This window comes from Halomonas sp. C10-5, from assembly GCF_057169305.1.
Window position 1 is genome coordinate 1,897,697 of sequence record NZ_CP175665.1, and the last position, 16,698, is coordinate 1,914,394.

The 16,698-nt window shown below is 61.4% G+C and carries 13 protein-coding genes; 6 read left to right on the forward strand and 7 right to left on the reverse strand.

Going from position 1 to position 16,698, the window contains the following annotated elements; all coding sequences use genetic code 11:
• The first annotated feature begins 1 nt into the window (after nucleotide 1).
• The 4 genes from ACJ7IV_RS08880 (at nucleotide 2) to ACJ7IV_RS08895 (ending at nucleotide 6,277) form a co-directional block, all read left to right on the forward strand.
• Nucleotides 2-997, forward strand: a complete 996-nt coding sequence (locus ACJ7IV_RS08880) for a site-specific integrase (protein WP_483864073.1) — start codon at nucleotides 2-4, stop codon at nucleotides 995-997.
• Between the two features lie 145 nt (nucleotides 998-1,142).
• Entirely contained in the window at nucleotides 1,143-2,714 is a 1,572-nt protein-coding gene (locus ACJ7IV_RS08885; RefSeq protein WP_483864074.1) for an ATP-binding protein, read from the forward strand.
• A 212-nt stretch (nucleotides 2,715-2,926) separates the two neighbouring features.
• A complete protein-coding gene (locus ACJ7IV_RS08890; protein WP_483864075.1) occupies nucleotides 2,927-4,495 on the forward strand; it encodes an ATP-binding protein in 1,569 nt (522 codons plus the stop codon).
• Nucleotides 4,496-4,705: 210 nt separating this feature from the next.
• Nucleotides 4,706-6,277, forward strand: a complete 1,572-nt coding sequence (locus ACJ7IV_RS08895) for an ATP-binding protein (protein WP_483864076.1) — start codon at nucleotides 4,706-4,708, stop codon at nucleotides 6,275-6,277.
• Between the two features lie 67 nt (nucleotides 6,278-6,344).
• On the opposite strand, the gene ACJ7IV_RS08900 is transcribed toward ACJ7IV_RS08895, so the two are convergent.
• From ACJ7IV_RS08900 to ACJ7IV_RS08910, 3 genes are all read right to left on the reverse strand, one after another.
• Entirely contained in the window at nucleotides 6,345-9,818 is a 3,474-nt protein-coding gene (locus ACJ7IV_RS08900; RefSeq protein ID WP_483864077.1) for a DEAD/DEAH box helicase, read from the reverse strand.
• A gap of 393 nt (nucleotides 9,819-10,211) precedes the next feature.
• Entirely contained in the window at nucleotides 10,212-10,709 is a 498-nt protein-coding gene (locus tag ACJ7IV_RS08905; protein ID WP_483864078.1) for a type II toxin-antitoxin system YhaV family toxin, read from the reverse strand.
• Nucleotides 10,706-11,041, reverse strand: coding sequence for a type II toxin-antitoxin system PrlF family antitoxin (locus ACJ7IV_RS08910; RefSeq protein WP_483864079.1), 336 nt, complete (start codon nucleotides 11,039-11,041; stop codon nucleotides 10,706-10,708). The genes ACJ7IV_RS08905 and ACJ7IV_RS08910 overlap by 4 nt, the downstream gene beginning before the upstream one ends.
• A 471-nt stretch (nucleotides 11,042-11,512) precedes the next feature.
• On the opposite strand from ACJ7IV_RS08910, the gene ACJ7IV_RS08915 reads away from it, so the two are divergent.
• A complete protein-coding gene (locus tag ACJ7IV_RS08915) occupies nucleotides 11,513-12,832 on the forward strand; it encodes an IS1380 family transposase (RefSeq protein ID WP_483864080.1) in 1,320 nt (439 codons plus the stop codon).
• Nucleotides 12,833-12,946: 114 nt separating this feature from the next.
• Here ACJ7IV_RS08915 and ACJ7IV_RS08920 read toward each other — a convergent pair whose 3' ends face one another.
• The 4 genes from ACJ7IV_RS08920 to ACJ7IV_RS08935 all read right to left on the reverse strand — a co-directional run bounded on the left by ACJ7IV_RS08920 (nucleotide 12,947) and on the right by ACJ7IV_RS08935 (nucleotide 16,243).
• A complete protein-coding gene (locus ACJ7IV_RS08920; RefSeq protein WP_483864081.1) occupies nucleotides 12,947-14,131 on the reverse strand; it encodes an ImmA/IrrE family metallo-endopeptidase in 1,185 nt (394 codons plus the stop codon).
• A gap of 85 nt (nucleotides 14,132-14,216) precedes the next feature.
• Nucleotides 14,217-15,401: an O-antigen ligase family protein gene (locus ACJ7IV_RS08925; protein ID WP_483864082.1), complete on the reverse strand. Its 1,185-nt coding sequence runs from the start codon at nucleotides 15,399-15,401 to the stop codon at nucleotides 14,217-14,219.
• A 91-nt stretch (nucleotides 15,402-15,492) separates the two neighbouring features.
• Nucleotides 15,493-15,948: a hypothetical protein gene (locus ACJ7IV_RS08930; RefSeq protein ID WP_483864083.1), complete on the reverse strand. Its 456-nt coding sequence runs from the start codon at nucleotides 15,946-15,948 to the stop codon at nucleotides 15,493-15,495.
• A 58-nt stretch (nucleotides 15,949-16,006) separates the two neighbouring features.
• Nucleotides 16,007-16,243 (reverse strand): type II toxin-antitoxin system MqsA family antitoxin, encoded by a 237-nt coding sequence (locus ACJ7IV_RS08935; protein ID WP_483864084.1) that lies wholly within the window; start codon nucleotides 16,241-16,243, stop codon nucleotides 16,007-16,009.
• 178 nt (nucleotides 16,244-16,421) lie between these two features.
• On the opposite strand from ACJ7IV_RS08935, the gene ACJ7IV_RS08940 reads away from it, so the two are divergent.
• On the forward strand, nucleotides 16,422-16,679 hold the full coding sequence (locus tag ACJ7IV_RS08940; RefSeq protein ID WP_483864085.1) for a hypothetical protein: 258 nt from the start codon (nucleotides 16,422-16,424) through the stop codon (nucleotides 16,677-16,679).
• Nucleotides 16,680-16,698 lie beyond the last annotated feature (19 nt).

The following is a 16,698-nucleotide window of genomic DNA, read 5'->3' on the forward strand; positions in this document are numbered from 1 at the left end:
CATGAGTCACCACGATAAGCATGACCCGGCGACCATTCATCGTGCCAACCCATACGATCAGGGTGCCGTTGTCCTGCCCACCGAAGGGCTATCATCAGAAGCACGCCGGCTTCTGTCAGCCAGCGTCACGCCCAACACCGTGCGGGCATTGCGCTCGGACCTTAAGGTCTACCAGAAGGCCGGCGGCATGCTACCCGCTACCGAGGTCGACATTGCCAATTTCCTGTCGGCACAGAACGAGGCTGGCAAGGCAGTAGCGACACTGCTTCGGTACGCCAACTCGCTCCACATGTGGCACCGCTACCACAACTTGCCATCTCCGGTGAAAAGCATGGCGGTGCGCAGCGTGATACGGGGCATCAAGAAATCGCGGGATACACGTCAGGCCTCAGCACCGGCACTACGGCTCAATGAGCTGCATCAGCTGCTGGATGTAATAGATCGCCAAACTCTGCATGGACTGCGGGACAGCGCGTTATTCCTGCTTTGCTTCTATGGTGCCTTCCGGCGTAGCGAGGTCGTCGTGATTGCCTGCGAGGATCTTGACTGGCGTCCCGAGGGAGTCATCGTCACGCTCCACCACAGCAAGACCAACCACACCGGGCGCATCGAGACCAAAAGCATCATGCGTGCGCCGCCCGGTACAAGATATTGCCCCGTCACCATGCTGGAACGCTGGCTAACCGCCTCAGGGATTACGAAGGGTGCGATATTCCGGGCCATAACCACCAATGGCCAGCTCCTCAATGGCAGTCGCTTGGGTGCGCAAACGTTGGCAAGGCGCATGAGGAAGAGCCTCAAGGCAGCAGGCCTGACGAAAAAAGGGTATTCCCCACATAGCTTTCGGGCGGGATTCATCACCGAGGCCCATCTTCGCGGCAAGAGCGATGTACAGATCAAGCGGGTCAGCGGACACCGCGATCAGAGAACGTTCGAGAGGTACATTCGCATTGCCGACGCGTTCGAGAACCACGGTGGCGACTTTTTCGGTTTGTGAGCTCATACGTTTCCAACTAACCCAGCGAGACGTCGTCAAGACGACCGGGGCCCCACCCCGGTCGCCCCTGAAAGGCAACGCCTGGCCCACCGAGCCATGCATGCTATGTTCACGACACTCCCCAATTCCTAAACAGGAGGCTGCCTTGTCCGCCACCGGGAACAAACGCTTGCCCATCGGGATCCAGACCTTCTCCGAGATCATCGAAGGGGGCTACTACTACGTCGACAAGACACCGGTGATCGAGCGCCTGGTCCAGCAGAACAAGTACTATATCCTCTCCCGCCCCCGGCGCTTCGGCAAGAGCCTGCTGCTCGACACCCTGCACTGCCTGTTCCGGGGGCGCCAGGCACTGTTTGAAGGTCTATATATCCACGACCGCTGGGACTGGGAGCAGACCCACCCGGTGGTTAGGCTGAGCTTCGGCAGTGGCGTCATGCGCAACCGCGAGGAGTTGGATGCGCGCATCCGCCATCAGTTGCGCAAAAACCGCGAACATCTCGATCTGCCTACCAGCCCCAAGACGGATATCCCCGGTGAGCTCTCGGACCTGCTGGAGCTCGCTCACCAGGCAACTGGCCAGCCGGTCGTCGTGTTGATCGACGAGTACGACAAACCCATTCTCGATAACATCATTGACCCCGAACGCGCCCGCGAGCTGCGTGAGGGACTGAAGAACCTTTACAGCGTCTTGAAGGACGCTGACCCGCACCTGCACCTGGTGCTGATCACCGGGGTCTCCAAGTTCAGCAAGGTCAGCCTCTTCTCGGGACTGAACAATCTCAACGACATCACTCTGGATGCCCCCTTCAGCACGATTTGCGGCTATACCGATGACGACATTGACACAGTCTTTGCGCCCGAACTGCCTGGCCTGGACCGCGACACTATCCGTACCTGGTACAACGGCTACCGCTGGGGCGATGCTGAGGTCGCATCGGTGTACAACCCCTTCGATGTGCTGCTGCTATTCCAGAAGCGTGAGTTCGGCCCCTACTGGTTCGAGAGCGCCACGCCAACATTTCTCGTAGACATCCTCAGGCAGCGCGGGGTCTTTACGCCTGAGCTGGAGCAGTGGGAGACGGAGTACGAACTGCTCAGCCAGTTCGATGTTGATGATATCAGTACCGACGCCCTGCTCTTTCAAACCGGTTATCTCACCATCCGGAATGTCGAGGAGCCTATGCTAGGCTATCGCCAGTATACGCTCGGCTTTCCTAACCGTGAGGTAGAGACCAGCCTGAATCACGCACTATTACCCGCCCTTGGCGTGGAGGATGGTCCGACTCAGCGCCGTAGCTTGTTCAAGCAACTGCAGCAGAACAACCTGGCAGGCCTTGAAGCCCACCTCAAGGCGCTCTTCGCCAGCCTGCCCCACGACTGGTACCGTAATAATCCGATCGCCAAGTACGAAGGACACTATGCCAGCGTCTTCTACAGCCACTTTGCTGCCCTGGGGCTCGATATCACCGTGGAAGACGCCAGCCACCACGGCCGAGTGGACATGACGGTAGCCGCCTTCGGCCACCTGTACCTGTTCGAGTTCAAGGTGGTGGAGCAGCTGCCCGAAGGCAAGGCGTTGGATCAGATACATGCCCGCGGCTATGCCGACAAGTACCGCGCCGCCGGCAAACCGATTCACCTGATCGGGGTGGAGTTCTCCCGGGAGCAGCGACAGATCGTGGCTTTCGATATCGAGACGCAGAGCGCGCCATGACAACAACGGCGTCCGATCCGTTCGAGTACCACGGAGACGGTTTTTTCGTTCGGTAAGCACCGGAACCGCCCTCATCGGCCATCACGACGTTACACGGCCGGGCGGGGCACCTCCCTGCTCGCCTTCCAGGCCAGCCCCGTCGCTCACGATGCCCCGCATGCTATCCTCAGCCCACGACTCTGCCCCATGCTGCTCGCTCACAGGAGGCTGCCTTGGCCACCACCGGGAAGAAACGCCTGCCCATCGGGATCCAGACCTTCTCCGAGATCATCGAGGGGGGCTACTACTACGTCGACAAGACCCCGGTGATCGAGCGCCTGGTCCAGCAGAACAAGTACTATTTCCTCTCCCGCCCCCGGCGCTTCGGCAAGAGCCTGCTGCTGGATACCTTGCACTGCCTGTTCCAAGGGCGCCAAGAGCTCTTCGCGGGGCTGTATATTCACGATCGCTGGGACTGGCAGCAGACCCACCCGGTGATTCGGCTGAGCTTTGGCGATGGCGTGCTCACCAGCCGCGAGGCTCTGGATATCCACATCCATGAACTGCTCGACGCCCAGGCTGAGGCGCAAGGCGTCTCCCTGCATAACACTTCCATTGCCGGCCGTTTTCGGGAATTGATTCAACACACTCATCAGCGACACGGCCAACGGGCAGTGGTGCTGATTGACGAGTACGACAAGCCGATCCTCGACAATATCCTGTCGCACGAGCGTGCCCGGGAGCTGCGTGAGGGACTGAAGAACCTCTATAGCGTGATCAAGGACGCGGACCCACACTTGCACTTGGTGCTGATTACCGGGGTCTCCAAGTTCAGCAAGGTCAGCCTCTTCTCGGGACTGAACAACCTGCGTGATATCACTCTGCTGTCAGAATACGCGACGATCTGCGGATACACTGATGATGACATTGATAGCGTCTTCGCCCCAGCATTGCCCGGTCTGGACCGCGACACTATCCGCACCTGGTACAACGGCTATCGCTGGGGCGGTGCTGACGTCACTTCGGTTTACAACCCCTTTGACGTGTTGCTGTTATTCCAGAATCGTGAGTTTGGCCCCTACTGGTTCGAGAGCGCCACGCCAACATTTCTTGTAGACATCCTCAGGCAGCGTGGGGTCTTTACGCCTCAGCTGGAGCAGTGGGAGACGGAGTACGAACTGCTCAGCCAGTTCGATGTTGATGATATCAGTACCGACGCCCTGCTCTTTCAGACCGGTTATCTGACCATCCAAAATGTCGAAGAGCCTATGCTGGGCTATCGCCAGTATACGCTCGGCTTTCCTAACCGTGAGGTAGAGACCAGCCTGAATTACGCGCTATTGCCTTCCCTTGGCGTGGAGGATGGTCCGACTCAGCGCCGTAGCTTGTTCAAGCAACTGCAGCAGCACGACCTGTCAGGTCTGGAAACCCATCTCAAGGCTCTCTTCGCCAGCCTGCCCCACGACTGGTACCGTAATAATCCGATCGCCAAGTACGAAGGACACTATGCCAGCGTCTTCTATAGCCACTTTGCCGCCCTGGGGCTCGATATCACCGTGGAAGACGCCAGCCACCACGGCCGAGTGGACATGACGGTAGCCGCCTTCGGCCACCTCTACCTGTTCGAGTTCAAGGTGGTGGAGCAGCTGCCCGAAGGCAAGGCGTTGGATCAGATACATGCCCGCGGCTACGCCGACAAGTACCGCGCCGCCGGCAAACCGATTCACCTGATCGGGGTGGAGTTCTCCCGGGAGCAGCGACAGATCGTGGCTTTCGATATCGAGACGCAGAGCGCGCCATGACAACAACGGCGCCCGATCCGCTCTAGAACCACGGAGGCGACATTTTCGGTCGGTGGGCCCGACCGGCACTCATCGGCCATCACGACGTTACAGCGGCGGGCGAGGCACCTCCCTGCTCGCCTTCCAGGCTAGCTCCGTCACTCACGACGCCCCGCATGCTATCCTCTGCCCACGGCCCTGCCCCATGCTGCTCGCTCACAGGAGGATGCCTTGGCCACCACCGGGAAGAAACGCCTGCCCATCGGGATCCAGACCTTCTCCGAGATCATCGAGGGGGGCTACTACTACGTCGACAAGACCCCGGTGATTGAGCGCCTGGTCCAGCAGAACAAGTACTATTTCCTCTCCCGCCCCCGGCGCTTCGGCAAGAGCCTGCTGCTGGATACCTTGCACTGCCTGTTCCAAGGGCGCCAAGAGCTCTTCGCGGGGCTGTATATTCACGATCGCTGGGACTGGCAGCAGACCCACCCGGTGATTCGGCTGAGCTTTGGCGATGGCGTGCTCACCAGCCGCGAGGCTCTGGATATCCACATCCATGAACTGCTCGACGCCCAGGCTGAGGTGCAAGGCGTCTCCCTGCGTAACACTTCCATTGCCGGCCGTTTTCGGGAGCTGATCCACCACACCCATCAGCGACACGGCCAACGGGCAGTGGTGCTGATTGACGAGTACGACAAGCCGATCCTCGACAATATCCTGTCGCACGAGCGTGCCCGGGAGCTACGTGAGGGACTGAAGAACCTCTATAGCGTGATCAAGGACGCTGACCCGCACCTGCACTTGGTGCTGATTACCGGGGTCTCCAAGTTCAGCAAGGTCAGCCTTTTCTCGGGACTGAACAATCTCAACGACATCACTCTGGATGCCCCGTTCAGCACGATTTGCGGATATACCGATGACGACATTGACACAGTCTTTGCGCCCGAGCTGCCTGGCCTGGACCGCGACACTATCCGTACCTGGTACAACGGCTACCGCTGGGGCGATGCTGACGTCACTTCGGTCTACAACCCCTTCGATGTGCTGCTGCTATTCCAGAAGCGTGAGTTCGGCCCCTACTGGTTCGAGAGCGCCACGCCAACATTTCTCGTAGACATCCTCAGGCAGCGCGGGGTCTTCACCCCTCAGTTGGATCGGCTGCAGGCCAAGGCCCAGCTGCTCGGACGCTTCGATGTTGACGATATCACCACCGAGGGGCTGCTGTTCCAGACCGGCTACATCACCATCAAGCACATGCAGGAGCCCATGCAGGGCTACCGACTCTACACCCTGGGGTTCCCCAACCTGGAGGTGGAAAGCAGCCTCAACGATCTGCTGCTCCCCGTGCTCGGGATTGACCATAGTGAGGCCCAGATCCACCAGCTCGGCCTGATGGACGTCTTGCAGCGCCACGATCTAGCGAGCCTCGAGACCCACCTCAAGGCTCTCTTCGCCGGCTTGCCCCACGACTGGTACCGCAACAACCCGATCGCCAGGTACGAAGGCCACTATGCCAGCGTCTTCTACAGCCACTTTGCCGCCCTGGGGCTCGATATCACGGTGGAAGACGCCAGCCACCACGGCCGAGTGGACATGACCGTAGCAGCCTTCGGCCAACTCTACCTGTTCGAGTTCAAGGTGGTGGAGCAGCTGCCCGAGGGCAAGGCGTTGGATCAAATACATGCCCGCGGCTATGCCGACAAGTACCTTGCCGCCGGAAAGCCGATTCACCTGATCGGGGTGGAGTTCTCCCGGGAGCAGCGACAGATCGTGGCATTCGATACGGCCGCACTCGAGCCTTAAGCATGGTAGATGGGCTTAGCGAGCCAACATGCCGCACTCCCCCCCCACCACCACTCGACAAACACGACTACGTCACCGGGGCGAAGAGAAGCGCCAGGTCCTCCTCATCGAACAGCGCGCCTTCGCTACTTTGCTCGGCGCCGCCTTCGAGGATCGATGCGGCGAGGTCTGACTTGCGCGCCTGTAGGTCGAGGATGCGCTCCTCCACGGTGCCGGCACACACCAACTTGTAGACGAACACCGGGTTCTGCTGGCCCATGCGGTGGGCACGGCCGGTGGCCTGGGCTTCCACCGCAGGGTTCCACCAGGGGTCGTAGTGGATCACGGTATCCGCGGTGGTGAGGTTGAGCCCCGTGCCGCCCGCCTTGAGGCTAATCAGGAACACCGGGATCTCGCCCTGCTGGAACAGTGCCACACGCTGGGTGCGGGTCCTTCCAGGAGTGTCGCCGGTCAGCGTGGTGAAAGGGATGCCGTCCTTCTCGAGCGCTTCACCGATCAGCGCCAGCATTTCGGTAAACTGGGAGAAGATCAGGATACGCCTCCCCTCCTCCACCAGCGGCGGGACCAGCTCACGTAGCTGATCCAGCTTGGCGGAACGCTTCGTCTTGCGCGCGCTCTCCAACTTGACCAGTCGCGGGTCGCAGCATACCTGGCGCAGCTTGAGCAGCGCATCAAGCATGACGATGCCGGAGGCAGCCAGGCCACGCTCGGCCACTGCCTGCTGGACCCGTTGATGCTGGGCCAAACGCAGGCTCTCGTAGAGCTCACGCTGGGCGCCATTCAGGGTGACCTCGCGCCGGGTCTCGGTCATCTCCGGCAGCTCGGTGAGCACCTGCTGTTTGGTCCGGCGCAGCATCAGCGGGGCAATGCGTCGCGAAAGACGCTGACGTAGCTCGACATCGCCCTCCTTCTCGATGGGGGTGCGGAAACGTTGACCAAACCACTGCTGACTGCCCAGGGCGCCTGGGGCCACGGCATCGAGCTGGGCCCACAGCTCACCCAGGTGATTCTCCAGTGGCGTGCCGGTCATGGCGACGGCGCGACCGACGTTGAGCTCGCGCACCGCGCGGGCAGTCTGGCTGGCGGCGTTCTTGATCGCCTGGGCTTCGTCGAGCACCAGAAGGCCGAAGTCGTGGTTACGCAAGCGTTCGAGATCACGGATCAGCAGCGCATAGGTCGTGACGGCCAGGTCCGCACCGGGCAGCGTCTCTTCGAACTGCCGCTCACGCTGGGCACGGCCGCCCTGCAGGGCCACCACCTTGAGCTCAGGAGCAAAACGCTCGGCTTCGGCACACCAGTTGCCCACCAGACTGGTGGGTGCCACCACCAGGGTGGGGCGGGTCAGCGCGCCGCGGGCACGCTCGTCGAGGACATGCGCCAGCACCTGCACGGTCTTGCCCAGCCCCATGTCGTCGGCCAGGATGCCGCCGGTGCCGAGCTCGGAAAGGAAGCGCATCCAGGCGATGCCGCGGGCCTGGTAGTCACGCAGCTCGCCGGTAAAGCCGTGGGGAGCCGGCAGGCTGGCGGGCAGTGCGCGCAGGCGGTTGGCCAAGGCGGTGACGTCCTCACGGCCCGCCCAGCGCTCGTGCTCGGCAAGCGGCGCGACCTTCTCGGCGGCGGTCACCGGTAAACGCAGCGCTGCCTCCGGGTCACTCTCGTCGCTGAGCCAATCCAGGATCGGCGCCATCAACGACCGCAGCCGCGAGAGCGGCATTACCAGGCGACGGTTCTCCGGCAGAGCAAGCGTCCAGCTGGCACCCTCGGCTTCGTCCTCTGCGGGCTCCAGTGGGAAGTCCGGATCCCTGAACAACCGACGCAGGATCGGCAGCAGATTGAGCCGCTCCCCTTCCACCTCGATATCGAGTGCCAGGTCGAACCAACCATTGCCTACCGGTTCCAGCTCGCCGTACCAGTCATCCGGCTCGAGGTAGGTCGGTTCCTCGGGAAAGTCGTCGCTGAAGTAAACCAGGCAACCGGCCTCACGCAGCCTGGCGATCATCTCCCACCACTCGTCGGGCCCGGCCAGGTGGGTCGGCCACTCAGCGGCGCTCCTCGGTGGCGTTCCCTCCACGGGCAGAAGCAGTGTCCACTCGGGAAGGTCGAGATATTCAGGCACCGCCTCAATCTGACGTAGGCGTTCCAGAGTCACCATACCGGGCGGCAGGGTCCGCACCAGGGCCAGCTCCGCCTTACGGTCGCGCATCACAGTGAGGCGTTGGCCGTCACGGAAGGCCTGGTGGGATTCGCCCTCCTCCGGCGGCACCTCGATACCGTCGTAGTCGAAACCTATGATGGCGGCCCCCACCTCGATCCAGCGCGGCACCATGGCGCCATCTCGATAGCCCAGCTGTCCGGTGGCCACTTGCATGGTGACCTTGAGGCGGGGCGCCACACCCTCCAAAGTGCGCTCCTCGACTTCCTGGGGTACCGGAAGGCGCTCCGCCAGGCCAGGCACCTGATGCAGACGCTCGGTGAGCCAGCCGCTCATCTCCGGAGGCAGTGGGGGCACGCGGCGCAGGCGCATCAGCAGATTTGGATCACCCTCCAGGCGCCCGAAAAGACCATTTTTCTCGTCGAGATAACAGAGTTCACTGCCAGCACGCACGATCGCGGCTTCATGGGAGATGACATCAGTGGGCTCGGCATCTGCGTAGAGGTGCTGGTTGCCGTCGGCATCAGGCTCCCAGGCCAGGGTCAGCCGACAGGCCTGGCCCGGGTCAAGCATTGTGCCGGTCTGTTTGGGATGGAACAGCAGCGGCGGCGTGTCGCTCTCCAGCAGCGACCACAGGGCCCGCGCCTGGAAGCCGTGGGTAACCCGGCTCCACAACTGCTCATATCCGACGCTGGAGAACTGGCGGCGCTGCTCGCCAAGCATCAGCATCTCCAACCCCTCTTTCTGTGCCGACACCAGCCCTTGAGGGGGCCTGGGCGTCAGGCTACCGTCACTTCGCAGCATGATAGGGCGTGGCTTGACCCAGCCGTTGCCACGCGAGCGTTGCTTGGTTGGCCGCACCCAGACCGGTGACACCTGAAGCACAGGGTCACGAGGGTTCGAGTCGATATCCAGAAACAACGCCAGGCGATAGTCGTCTTCCAGCTCCTCGACGTAGCGCTTGCCACCAAGCGGCGTTTGGAGCTCGGCAAGCCACGACTCCCAGCGCTGCTCGAGTAGCGCCGAGTCATTCCGGGGCGGAATGCCGTCGGCCTCCATGTCGTCGATGAAGCTCTGGATCACCGCCACCGCATGTTTGCACTGACGCCCCACCGGGCAACTGCAGTCGCTGACCACGCCCATAGAGTGGTTGTCAGGGTCTACAGCCAGACTCGTGAGATAGCGACTGCGCCCGCTTCCGTCCACCTGCGCCCGCAAGACCAGCATCTCTCCCTCATGTTCGAGACGGATTCCCCGACGCACCCGGTCCTGCCGCGCGTAGCCGCGCCCACGGGTCAGCGAGCGCGCGTCGAAGCTACGCTGCCACTGGATATCCTCCAGGGTGTGGTAGAGCGTCGGGGCAGCATCGTCGAGATGAGCTTCAGCCACAGGGGACTCCTCAAAGCATGAAAGCGAGGCCAGTATTGGACCGAAACGCCATACCTCCCGCAACCCTGCCCAATCCCCGTTAATTCATGAGGCCGGCCTGAAACGACGGTAGCGGCATATATTCTTCCGAAATTCAATGCATTAGACCCAGAACCTGAACCAAAAGAGCCATCCGCTTTGGGTAAAACCCTTAGGATTGTTTTACATGATGGCTGAGCATCGACAGCCATGGCGGCCGGGTCAGCATGAGGGAAAGCGAGAGACCTTCAGGCAGGACACGCTAAGAGATTGGGGGACTACCCGGTAACCGGCTTGCACGCGACCGCTGAGGCTGAGGATGTGGCCGGCTAATTGGGGGACGGATAACGAGGTGCCGACCCCAGCATGTCGAAATTAAGGCTCATCATCCTCTGCCCCCAGAAGCGCTTTGATGCGTTCACCATCATTGATGGCCGCTCTCCACAAGTCATTCCAGCTATCCGGTGGGTTACCGTTGTTGAGCATCTTGCGGAATACAACGTAAGCGTCCTGTTTGCTGTCATAGGCGCGCTTGGTGGATTCGTCGTTGACCCAGGCGTAGATGAGGATCTTGCTCGCAAGGTCGTAGCGAAAGAACAGCCGGTACTGCTGGTAGAACTTTGCCCGGCACCAATGGGTGTGCTCAGCCCCAAGGGTGTTTCCTTGGCGATACTGAGGGCCTGCTGGGTCCTGTGGAATGTCGCTCTTGGCCAGCTTCACAATCGCCGCCAGACGCTTGGTGGCCGGTTTGCTGCGATATCCGAGTGGATCCTTTTCCTGGAGTCGCTTCACCTTACTGGTGAGCGCATCGACCTGCTCCAGGAATAGCGGATGTGCGTAGATCGTCCATCCGTTTATCTCCAGAGGACTCATGTGTCGTCGTCGTCTTCTGGCAGTTCCTCATCGAGGTCTACCTCAATGCCCGCCGTCAGGCGTTCGGCCTCGGTAAAGGTGCTGGCAGTGACAGAACGAATATTTTCCGGGTGCTCCTGCAGATCGCGCTCAAGGAAGGCCAGGAAGCTAGCCATCACGGGGTCTTGACTGGACTCATCGCGGGCGCGAGTGAGCACCACTTCCCCATTGGGGCGAATCATGTAGTGAATCCGATCGCGGCGCTTCAGCTTCAGCGCACGACGAACAGATGCCGGAATGGTCGTCTGGTAGCGATCCGTCAGGGTGGAGTCATCCTCAATGGCCGTGTTCATGATTGGCCTCCGCTCAATGGCAATGCAACAGCAATGCAACAGCAATGCACTTAAGGTAATGCAATCGCATTGCCTCGTCAATGGCAGGGAAAGCAATCAATAGGTCTCCGGTGCGACACCCTATTCTGGTGTGGCTCCTATATGCGACCTTTCTGTAAAGAAAACGAAGGTTTGTTTTCTACAAAGTGTCGAGATGTCACGACAAGACGGAGAGCCGCCCCATTGTGCTGATGGAACTCCCCCGGCTAGCCCGGTGGAGCGCCTGAAAGGCTCGGTGCAGGGGTACCAAGAGCCGTTAGAGCCGGTGGGCATCGATGACTGGGAGGCGTTGGGTCTTGAGGATGACATGGCCACACGGGGAGGTGGCGCATGATCATCGGCTATCCTGGATATTGCATCAGACATGAAAGAAGCGGCTGAAAATCGGTTATGATTCAAGCTCCTACACCAGAATCAACCGCTACAGCCGTCATGACAAAATGTACCACGCCGTCCGCTTCCTTTCCACGCTGCAAAGGCCGTCAGGTCATCGCCCGTTTCGATGGCGGTGATGTCACTTCCGACGGCGGTATCCTGCTGCTGAGGCAGCTCGATCGCGAGATGGGCCTGACCCGCGCCGTCGCTCGCCGGCTCAGCGACGAGCGCGACGCTCAGCGCTGCCTGCATCGCACCGAAACCCTGGTCCGCCAGCGCGTGTTCGGCCTGGCGCTGGGCTATGAGGATCTCAATGACCATCAGGCCCTGCGTCACGATATCGCCCTGCAGACCGCCGTCGATACCGATGGCGTGCTGGCCAGTCAGTCCACCTTGTGCCGCTTCGAGCAGCAAGCCGACCGGGACTGGGCGATCACCATCCACGAGGAGATGATCGAGCAGTTCATTCGCTCGTTCCGGCGGCCACCCAAGAAACCGCTCTACCTCGACTTCGATGCCACCGACGATCGGGTGCATGGCCAGCAGCTCGGGCGGCACTTCAATGGCTACTACAACCACTACATCTTCCTGCCGCTGTTCGTGTTCTGGGGCGACCAGCTGCTGGTCAGCTATCTGCGTCCGGCCTCGCTGGATGCCGCTCACCACGCCGGTGCCATCCTCGCCCTGTTGGTCCGGCGGCTGCGCCAGGCGTGGCCTGAGGTGAAGATCGTGTTCCGCGGCGACAGCGGCTTCTGCCGTCCGCTGATCCTCAACTGGTGTGACCGCCACGGCGTCGATTACATCATCGGCCTCGCCGGCAATAAGCGCTTGGCCAAGCTGGCTCTGAACATCGACTACGCGTCGGCCATCCGCTTCGAGAAGAGCTGGGAGAAGGAGCGTGTCTTCGGCTTCATCGAGTACGCTGCCAAGAGCTGGAAGGAGCGTCGACGAAAGGTCATCGTCAAGTCCGAGACCAGCCGGCGTGGCTTCAACACCCGCTATGTGGTCACCAGCCTGCGCGGCTGCAGCGCCGAGTGGCTCTATGACCACCGCTACTGTGCCCAGGGCAAGATGGAGAACCGTATCAAGGAGCAGCAGTTCCTGTTCTCCGACCGCACCAGCTGCCACGAATGGTGGCCCAACCAGTACCGACTGCTGCTGTCGGGGTTGGCCTACCTGCTGCTGGAGCGACTACGCCGGATCTACCTCAAGCGCACTGCCTTCGCCCAGGCCCAGGTCAACACCCTCCGCCTGAAGCTGCTGAAGATCGGCGCTGTCATCACCCGCAACACGCGCACGATTCGGCTGATGTTGAGCAGCCAGTACCCGGAGCAGGACCTCTTCCTGAAGCTGGCCAGCAAGCTGGTGCCAGGATAGCGCCGCGGCGTGCTGTCCCCAGCACAGAAAAGACATGGGGGTTGGGGCAGTGCGTCCTGAGCGCAGAAAATTGATCAAGAAATAGCTAATCTCAAGCTCGGAACGCCATCGTCCTCACCGAGCCTGAGATCTGGGAGCGTCTGGCCGGCCCAGTGCAACATCCAGGCCGAGCTCCTTGCGGGCAAATGTCTTGAGCCTATGTGGTCTCACGCCAATCAGTTGGTAGGCATCTCTCAACAATAACCGCCCGCTGAGCGCCTCACTGGCGACCGCCTGTGCCAGGCGTTTACTGACACGACCAGGCACCACCCGAGAAAAACTCCCTCCCCCACCCTCTTCCCTATTGCGGTGAGCTTCCAGCCGATTGACCACATATCGACGGTAGTCCTGATCACCAATCAGTTCGAGCTCCCGGGCCCGGCGAGCAATCACCCACTGGCTCACATGAAAATGCGCGGCCAAGGGAGCCAGGTTGGCTTTCCAATCCTCTACCTCCTGCCACAGCGGCAAAAACTCCTGCTCTGGCACCAGAAATTCTGCCGCGACCGCGTTGCACAGTGTCTCGATGCGTCTGCGGTTGGCTGGATCTCCATCGGAAATCCCGGACTCCCCTAACCAGATATGAGCCAGCTCATGCACAAGCGTGAACAGTCGAGCTTCAGGCACGTCCGCAGTATTGATGAAGATCACCGGTGCGACGGCGTCGGCGATGGCGAAGCCGCGAAACTCGTCAACACTCAACACACGGCGCGTATTGTTGCCCACAATACCACTGCGCATGACAAGAATGCCCAGCCGCTCGATGCGCTGAACCAGGTCGCGGAAGTAGTCGTCCCAGCGGCCTCTCTCCGGATGAGGCGGCACCTCCAGCCACTCCCGCATGTCAGTCACGATCGCATCGGCTGTCATGCTGCTCCGGGCACGCCCCACAACCGCTGCAGCACTATCATCCATCGCGACCTGATAGTCGCGATACCAGATTTGCCGGCGCAGCACATCACGCATTACATCCTTCAGGTCCACGCTGATTTCGCGCGGGGCATGGTCGCCTACCGTGCGGAGATCAGGAATGGGTAGATCATCCTCGGGGGGCTCGCGCAGGAACAGGTAGCCGAAAGGGACGTGAACTTGCTGAGCAAACTGCTGCGCCTGACGGAAGGTCGGTCGGTCCTCACCGGCCTCCCAGGCTGAGACCTTGTCCTCAGACTGCTTGAGTTTTTCGGCAAGCACAGAGGTGCTAAGCCCTGCCCGCTCCCGGGCCCAGCTCAACATTTCGGCATTGATCAGCGCCTGTCCCATCACAGCCCTTATACATGTTCAGACATACAGTTTTTTGCTGATTAGAGTGTAGCGCGAACGCCGTGCCGCGACCTGCAACCACAGCTCAATTTGCCACACCATAGCTTCCAGGCTGTCTTGACGCGCTGACCGAGGGCATCAGCACCACCGCCCAGGCCAAGTAGCCGGCGAGAGCCTGGGGGTAGGCGAAGAAGGCATAGCTGAGCCCGAAGTCGAAGAACATGACCGGGAGCAGCAATCCCGCCATTGCCAGGCTGCGGCGTGACGCCGGTAGCCCAGGCCAGGCGCCCAGTACCGCCCACAGCGGGATCAGGTAGAGCCCCATGACGATCAGCAATCCGGGCAGGCCGCGTTTCACCCAGGCCTCCAGCAGGTCGTTGTGGGCATGCCAGTGACGGGCCACCACGGGTATCAGCGCGCCCTGCTCCACCTGCTCGCGCATGTCTTCCCGAAAGCCTGCCAGGCCGTGTCCCAGCAGCGGGCGCTCGGCGATCAACGTCAGGCTGCCCTTATAGATCTCCACGCGGGTGCCGATCGAGCCACGGGCATCTCCCGCCAGGGTGTCCTGCACTTCTGAAACGGCAGCCGCAACTCGGCTCTGCACGCCGGTCTGGGGCAGCAGCACAGGCAGAGCAAGGAGACCCAGTGCGAGCATGCCCACCACCCAGCGGCGGCACACAGACCAATGACACCACCACAGGCGATAGAGGAGCCAGGCAACCACCGGCAAGGAGATCCAGCCGCCACGACTGCCGGAGAGCAGCGACGCCAACAGGCCACCCAGAGCACCGGCCACCAACCAGGCGAGCCAGCACCGGTGATGTGGCTGCGAAGCGGCCCACACCAGTCCCACCAGGCAGCATAGCCCCGCCAGTAGCGACAGGTTTCCGTAGAGAATCGCATGCAGGGGCGCATGGCCATCGGCCCTAGACACGCCCTGTATTCCATGTTGCCAGAGCGCCCAGCCGGCAGTGCCGAGTCCGGTGAGCCCGATACCCCACCACCAGGCTGACTGGCACGGCACCACGAGCGGGCGAACCCAGCTGGCCACGCTGGCCATCAGCAGTACGGCAACGAAGGGCAGCGCCTCTCTCCCCTCACCCTGCAGCAGGGCAGTGCCCCACCAGAGCAGTGCCATACCCGCCAAAAGCAGCGGTAGCCGCCAGGGCAGTGGCGATGAGGCAACCACGGCACGGAGCGCCAACGCCAGTCCCAGGAGGAAGAGCACTCCCAGGGCCCAGGTACCGCCATCAGGGAGGAGCAGTGGCATTAACGCCACCAGCGGCAGGCTGGCAGCGGTCTGCCACCTCAAATAGCGGGACTGGGAGGCGACGGCCTTTCGGTCAGTCTGGAGGGGGCTCTCAGGGGGCAGCACTCTCGCTCCCCTCCCCAGCCACTTGCCGCAGCGCCGCCTGGGCGTCGTCTATTAGCGCCTGAAGGTGCTCCGTGTCGCGGAAGCTTTCGGCGTAGCGTTTGTAGAGGAGTTCTGTGCCACTGGGGCGCAGGGCGATCCTGCCATTGTCGGTGGTGGGCTTGATGCCGCCATCCTCCGACGGATTGTGCGAGGGGGACATGATCAGCTCCTTGGGAATGCCATCGGCGGCTTCAATCCATGCCTGGGCCTGGATATGCAAGGTATAAGGGGCCCGCTTGCCATCTTCTGGATCGTTGGGGATCGCCACCGTCATTTCGACCATGAACTGCCTGGGATCGTCCTGCTGGTCTTTGGCGAAACCAACGGCAATATCGGCCACCAACTTCACTCTTTCAAAGTCGAAGGGTGGCGCCCAATAGCCCTCCGCCTCGGTCAGATCCACTGCCGATTATATCAGCATCCTCTTATTCAATAGCTACTTGTGTCAGCCAGCGCAATGCCTACGGCACATCCGCCGCCAGTCGAATCAGGCGGTCCATAGCCTCGGACTGAGCCAAATCATCGTTCTCATACGTGGAGAAGGCAACCGGACCGCCGCCGAACAACCGTGCAGCCTGAGCCTGGGAGATGCCCAGGCGGTCGCGCAGTGCACGCAGCTCGGCCCCGTCAACAGGCCATCCACCTCCTTGCGGAAGGCCAGCATCGTGCGCTTGTTGTCGCACGCCTGCTGGCACCATTCACTTTTTTGTAACGTCCCTGTTGCAAAACCGAACGGAGCAGGTCCGCAACATCATCAGATTTTGCGCGGGATACCCGGTACTTTCAGTACCGGGAGGGATAGCGCGTCGCCCGCAGGGCGACCTGTTACGCCACCACCTGCCCCGCTCCTTCCTTGGGTTGAATGGATGAGGTGAGGTGGTAGCCGTAGCCATCACCGCGTTGGATCAGCAAGCAGTGCTTGTGCGAGATGCCTTGCACCGCTCCCTACTCGGTCTGAATGTTGAAGCGGCCTGTTTTCCGAACAGCGACACGGCCCGTATGGATGCCGGCCTTCTTGCCGGTGGGCACGATGGCTTTCACCATATTACCTTGGCCGCCTCGGCCACGGCGATGGAGCTCGCCTGGTGGATGCCGGCGGTGATCGAGCGCAGGGGGCTTGATTGGGGGGCGTAGTGGCGGCTCCGGTCAATCA

Coding starts and splice junctions, on each gene's coding strand:
- ACJ7IV_RS08880 (WP_483864073.1), top strand. CDS start 2: ATGAGTCACCACGATAAGCATGACCCGGCGACCATTCATCGTGCCAAC.
- ACJ7IV_RS08905 (WP_483864078.1), bottom strand. CDS start 10,709: ATGAGTCCTCTGGAGATAAACGGATGGACGATCTACGCACATCCGCTA.
- ACJ7IV_RS08910 (WP_483864079.1), bottom strand. CDS start 11,041: ATGAACACGGCCATTGAGGATGACTCCACCCTGACGGATCGCTACCAG.
- ACJ7IV_RS08915 (WP_483864080.1), top strand. CDS start 11,513: ATGACAAAATGTACCACGCCGTCCGCTTCCTTTCCACGCTGCAAAGGC.
- ACJ7IV_RS08920 (WP_483864081.1), bottom strand. CDS start 14,131: ATGGGACAGGCGCTGATCAATGCCGAAATGTTGAGCTGGGCCCGGGAG.
- ACJ7IV_RS08925 (WP_483864082.1), bottom strand. CDS start 15,401: ATGCCACTGCTCCTCCCTGATGGCGGTACCTGGGCCCTGGGAGTGCTC.
- ACJ7IV_RS08935 (WP_483864084.1), bottom strand. CDS start 16,243: ATGGTGCCAGCAGGCGTGCGACAACAAGCGCACGATGCTGGCCTTCCG.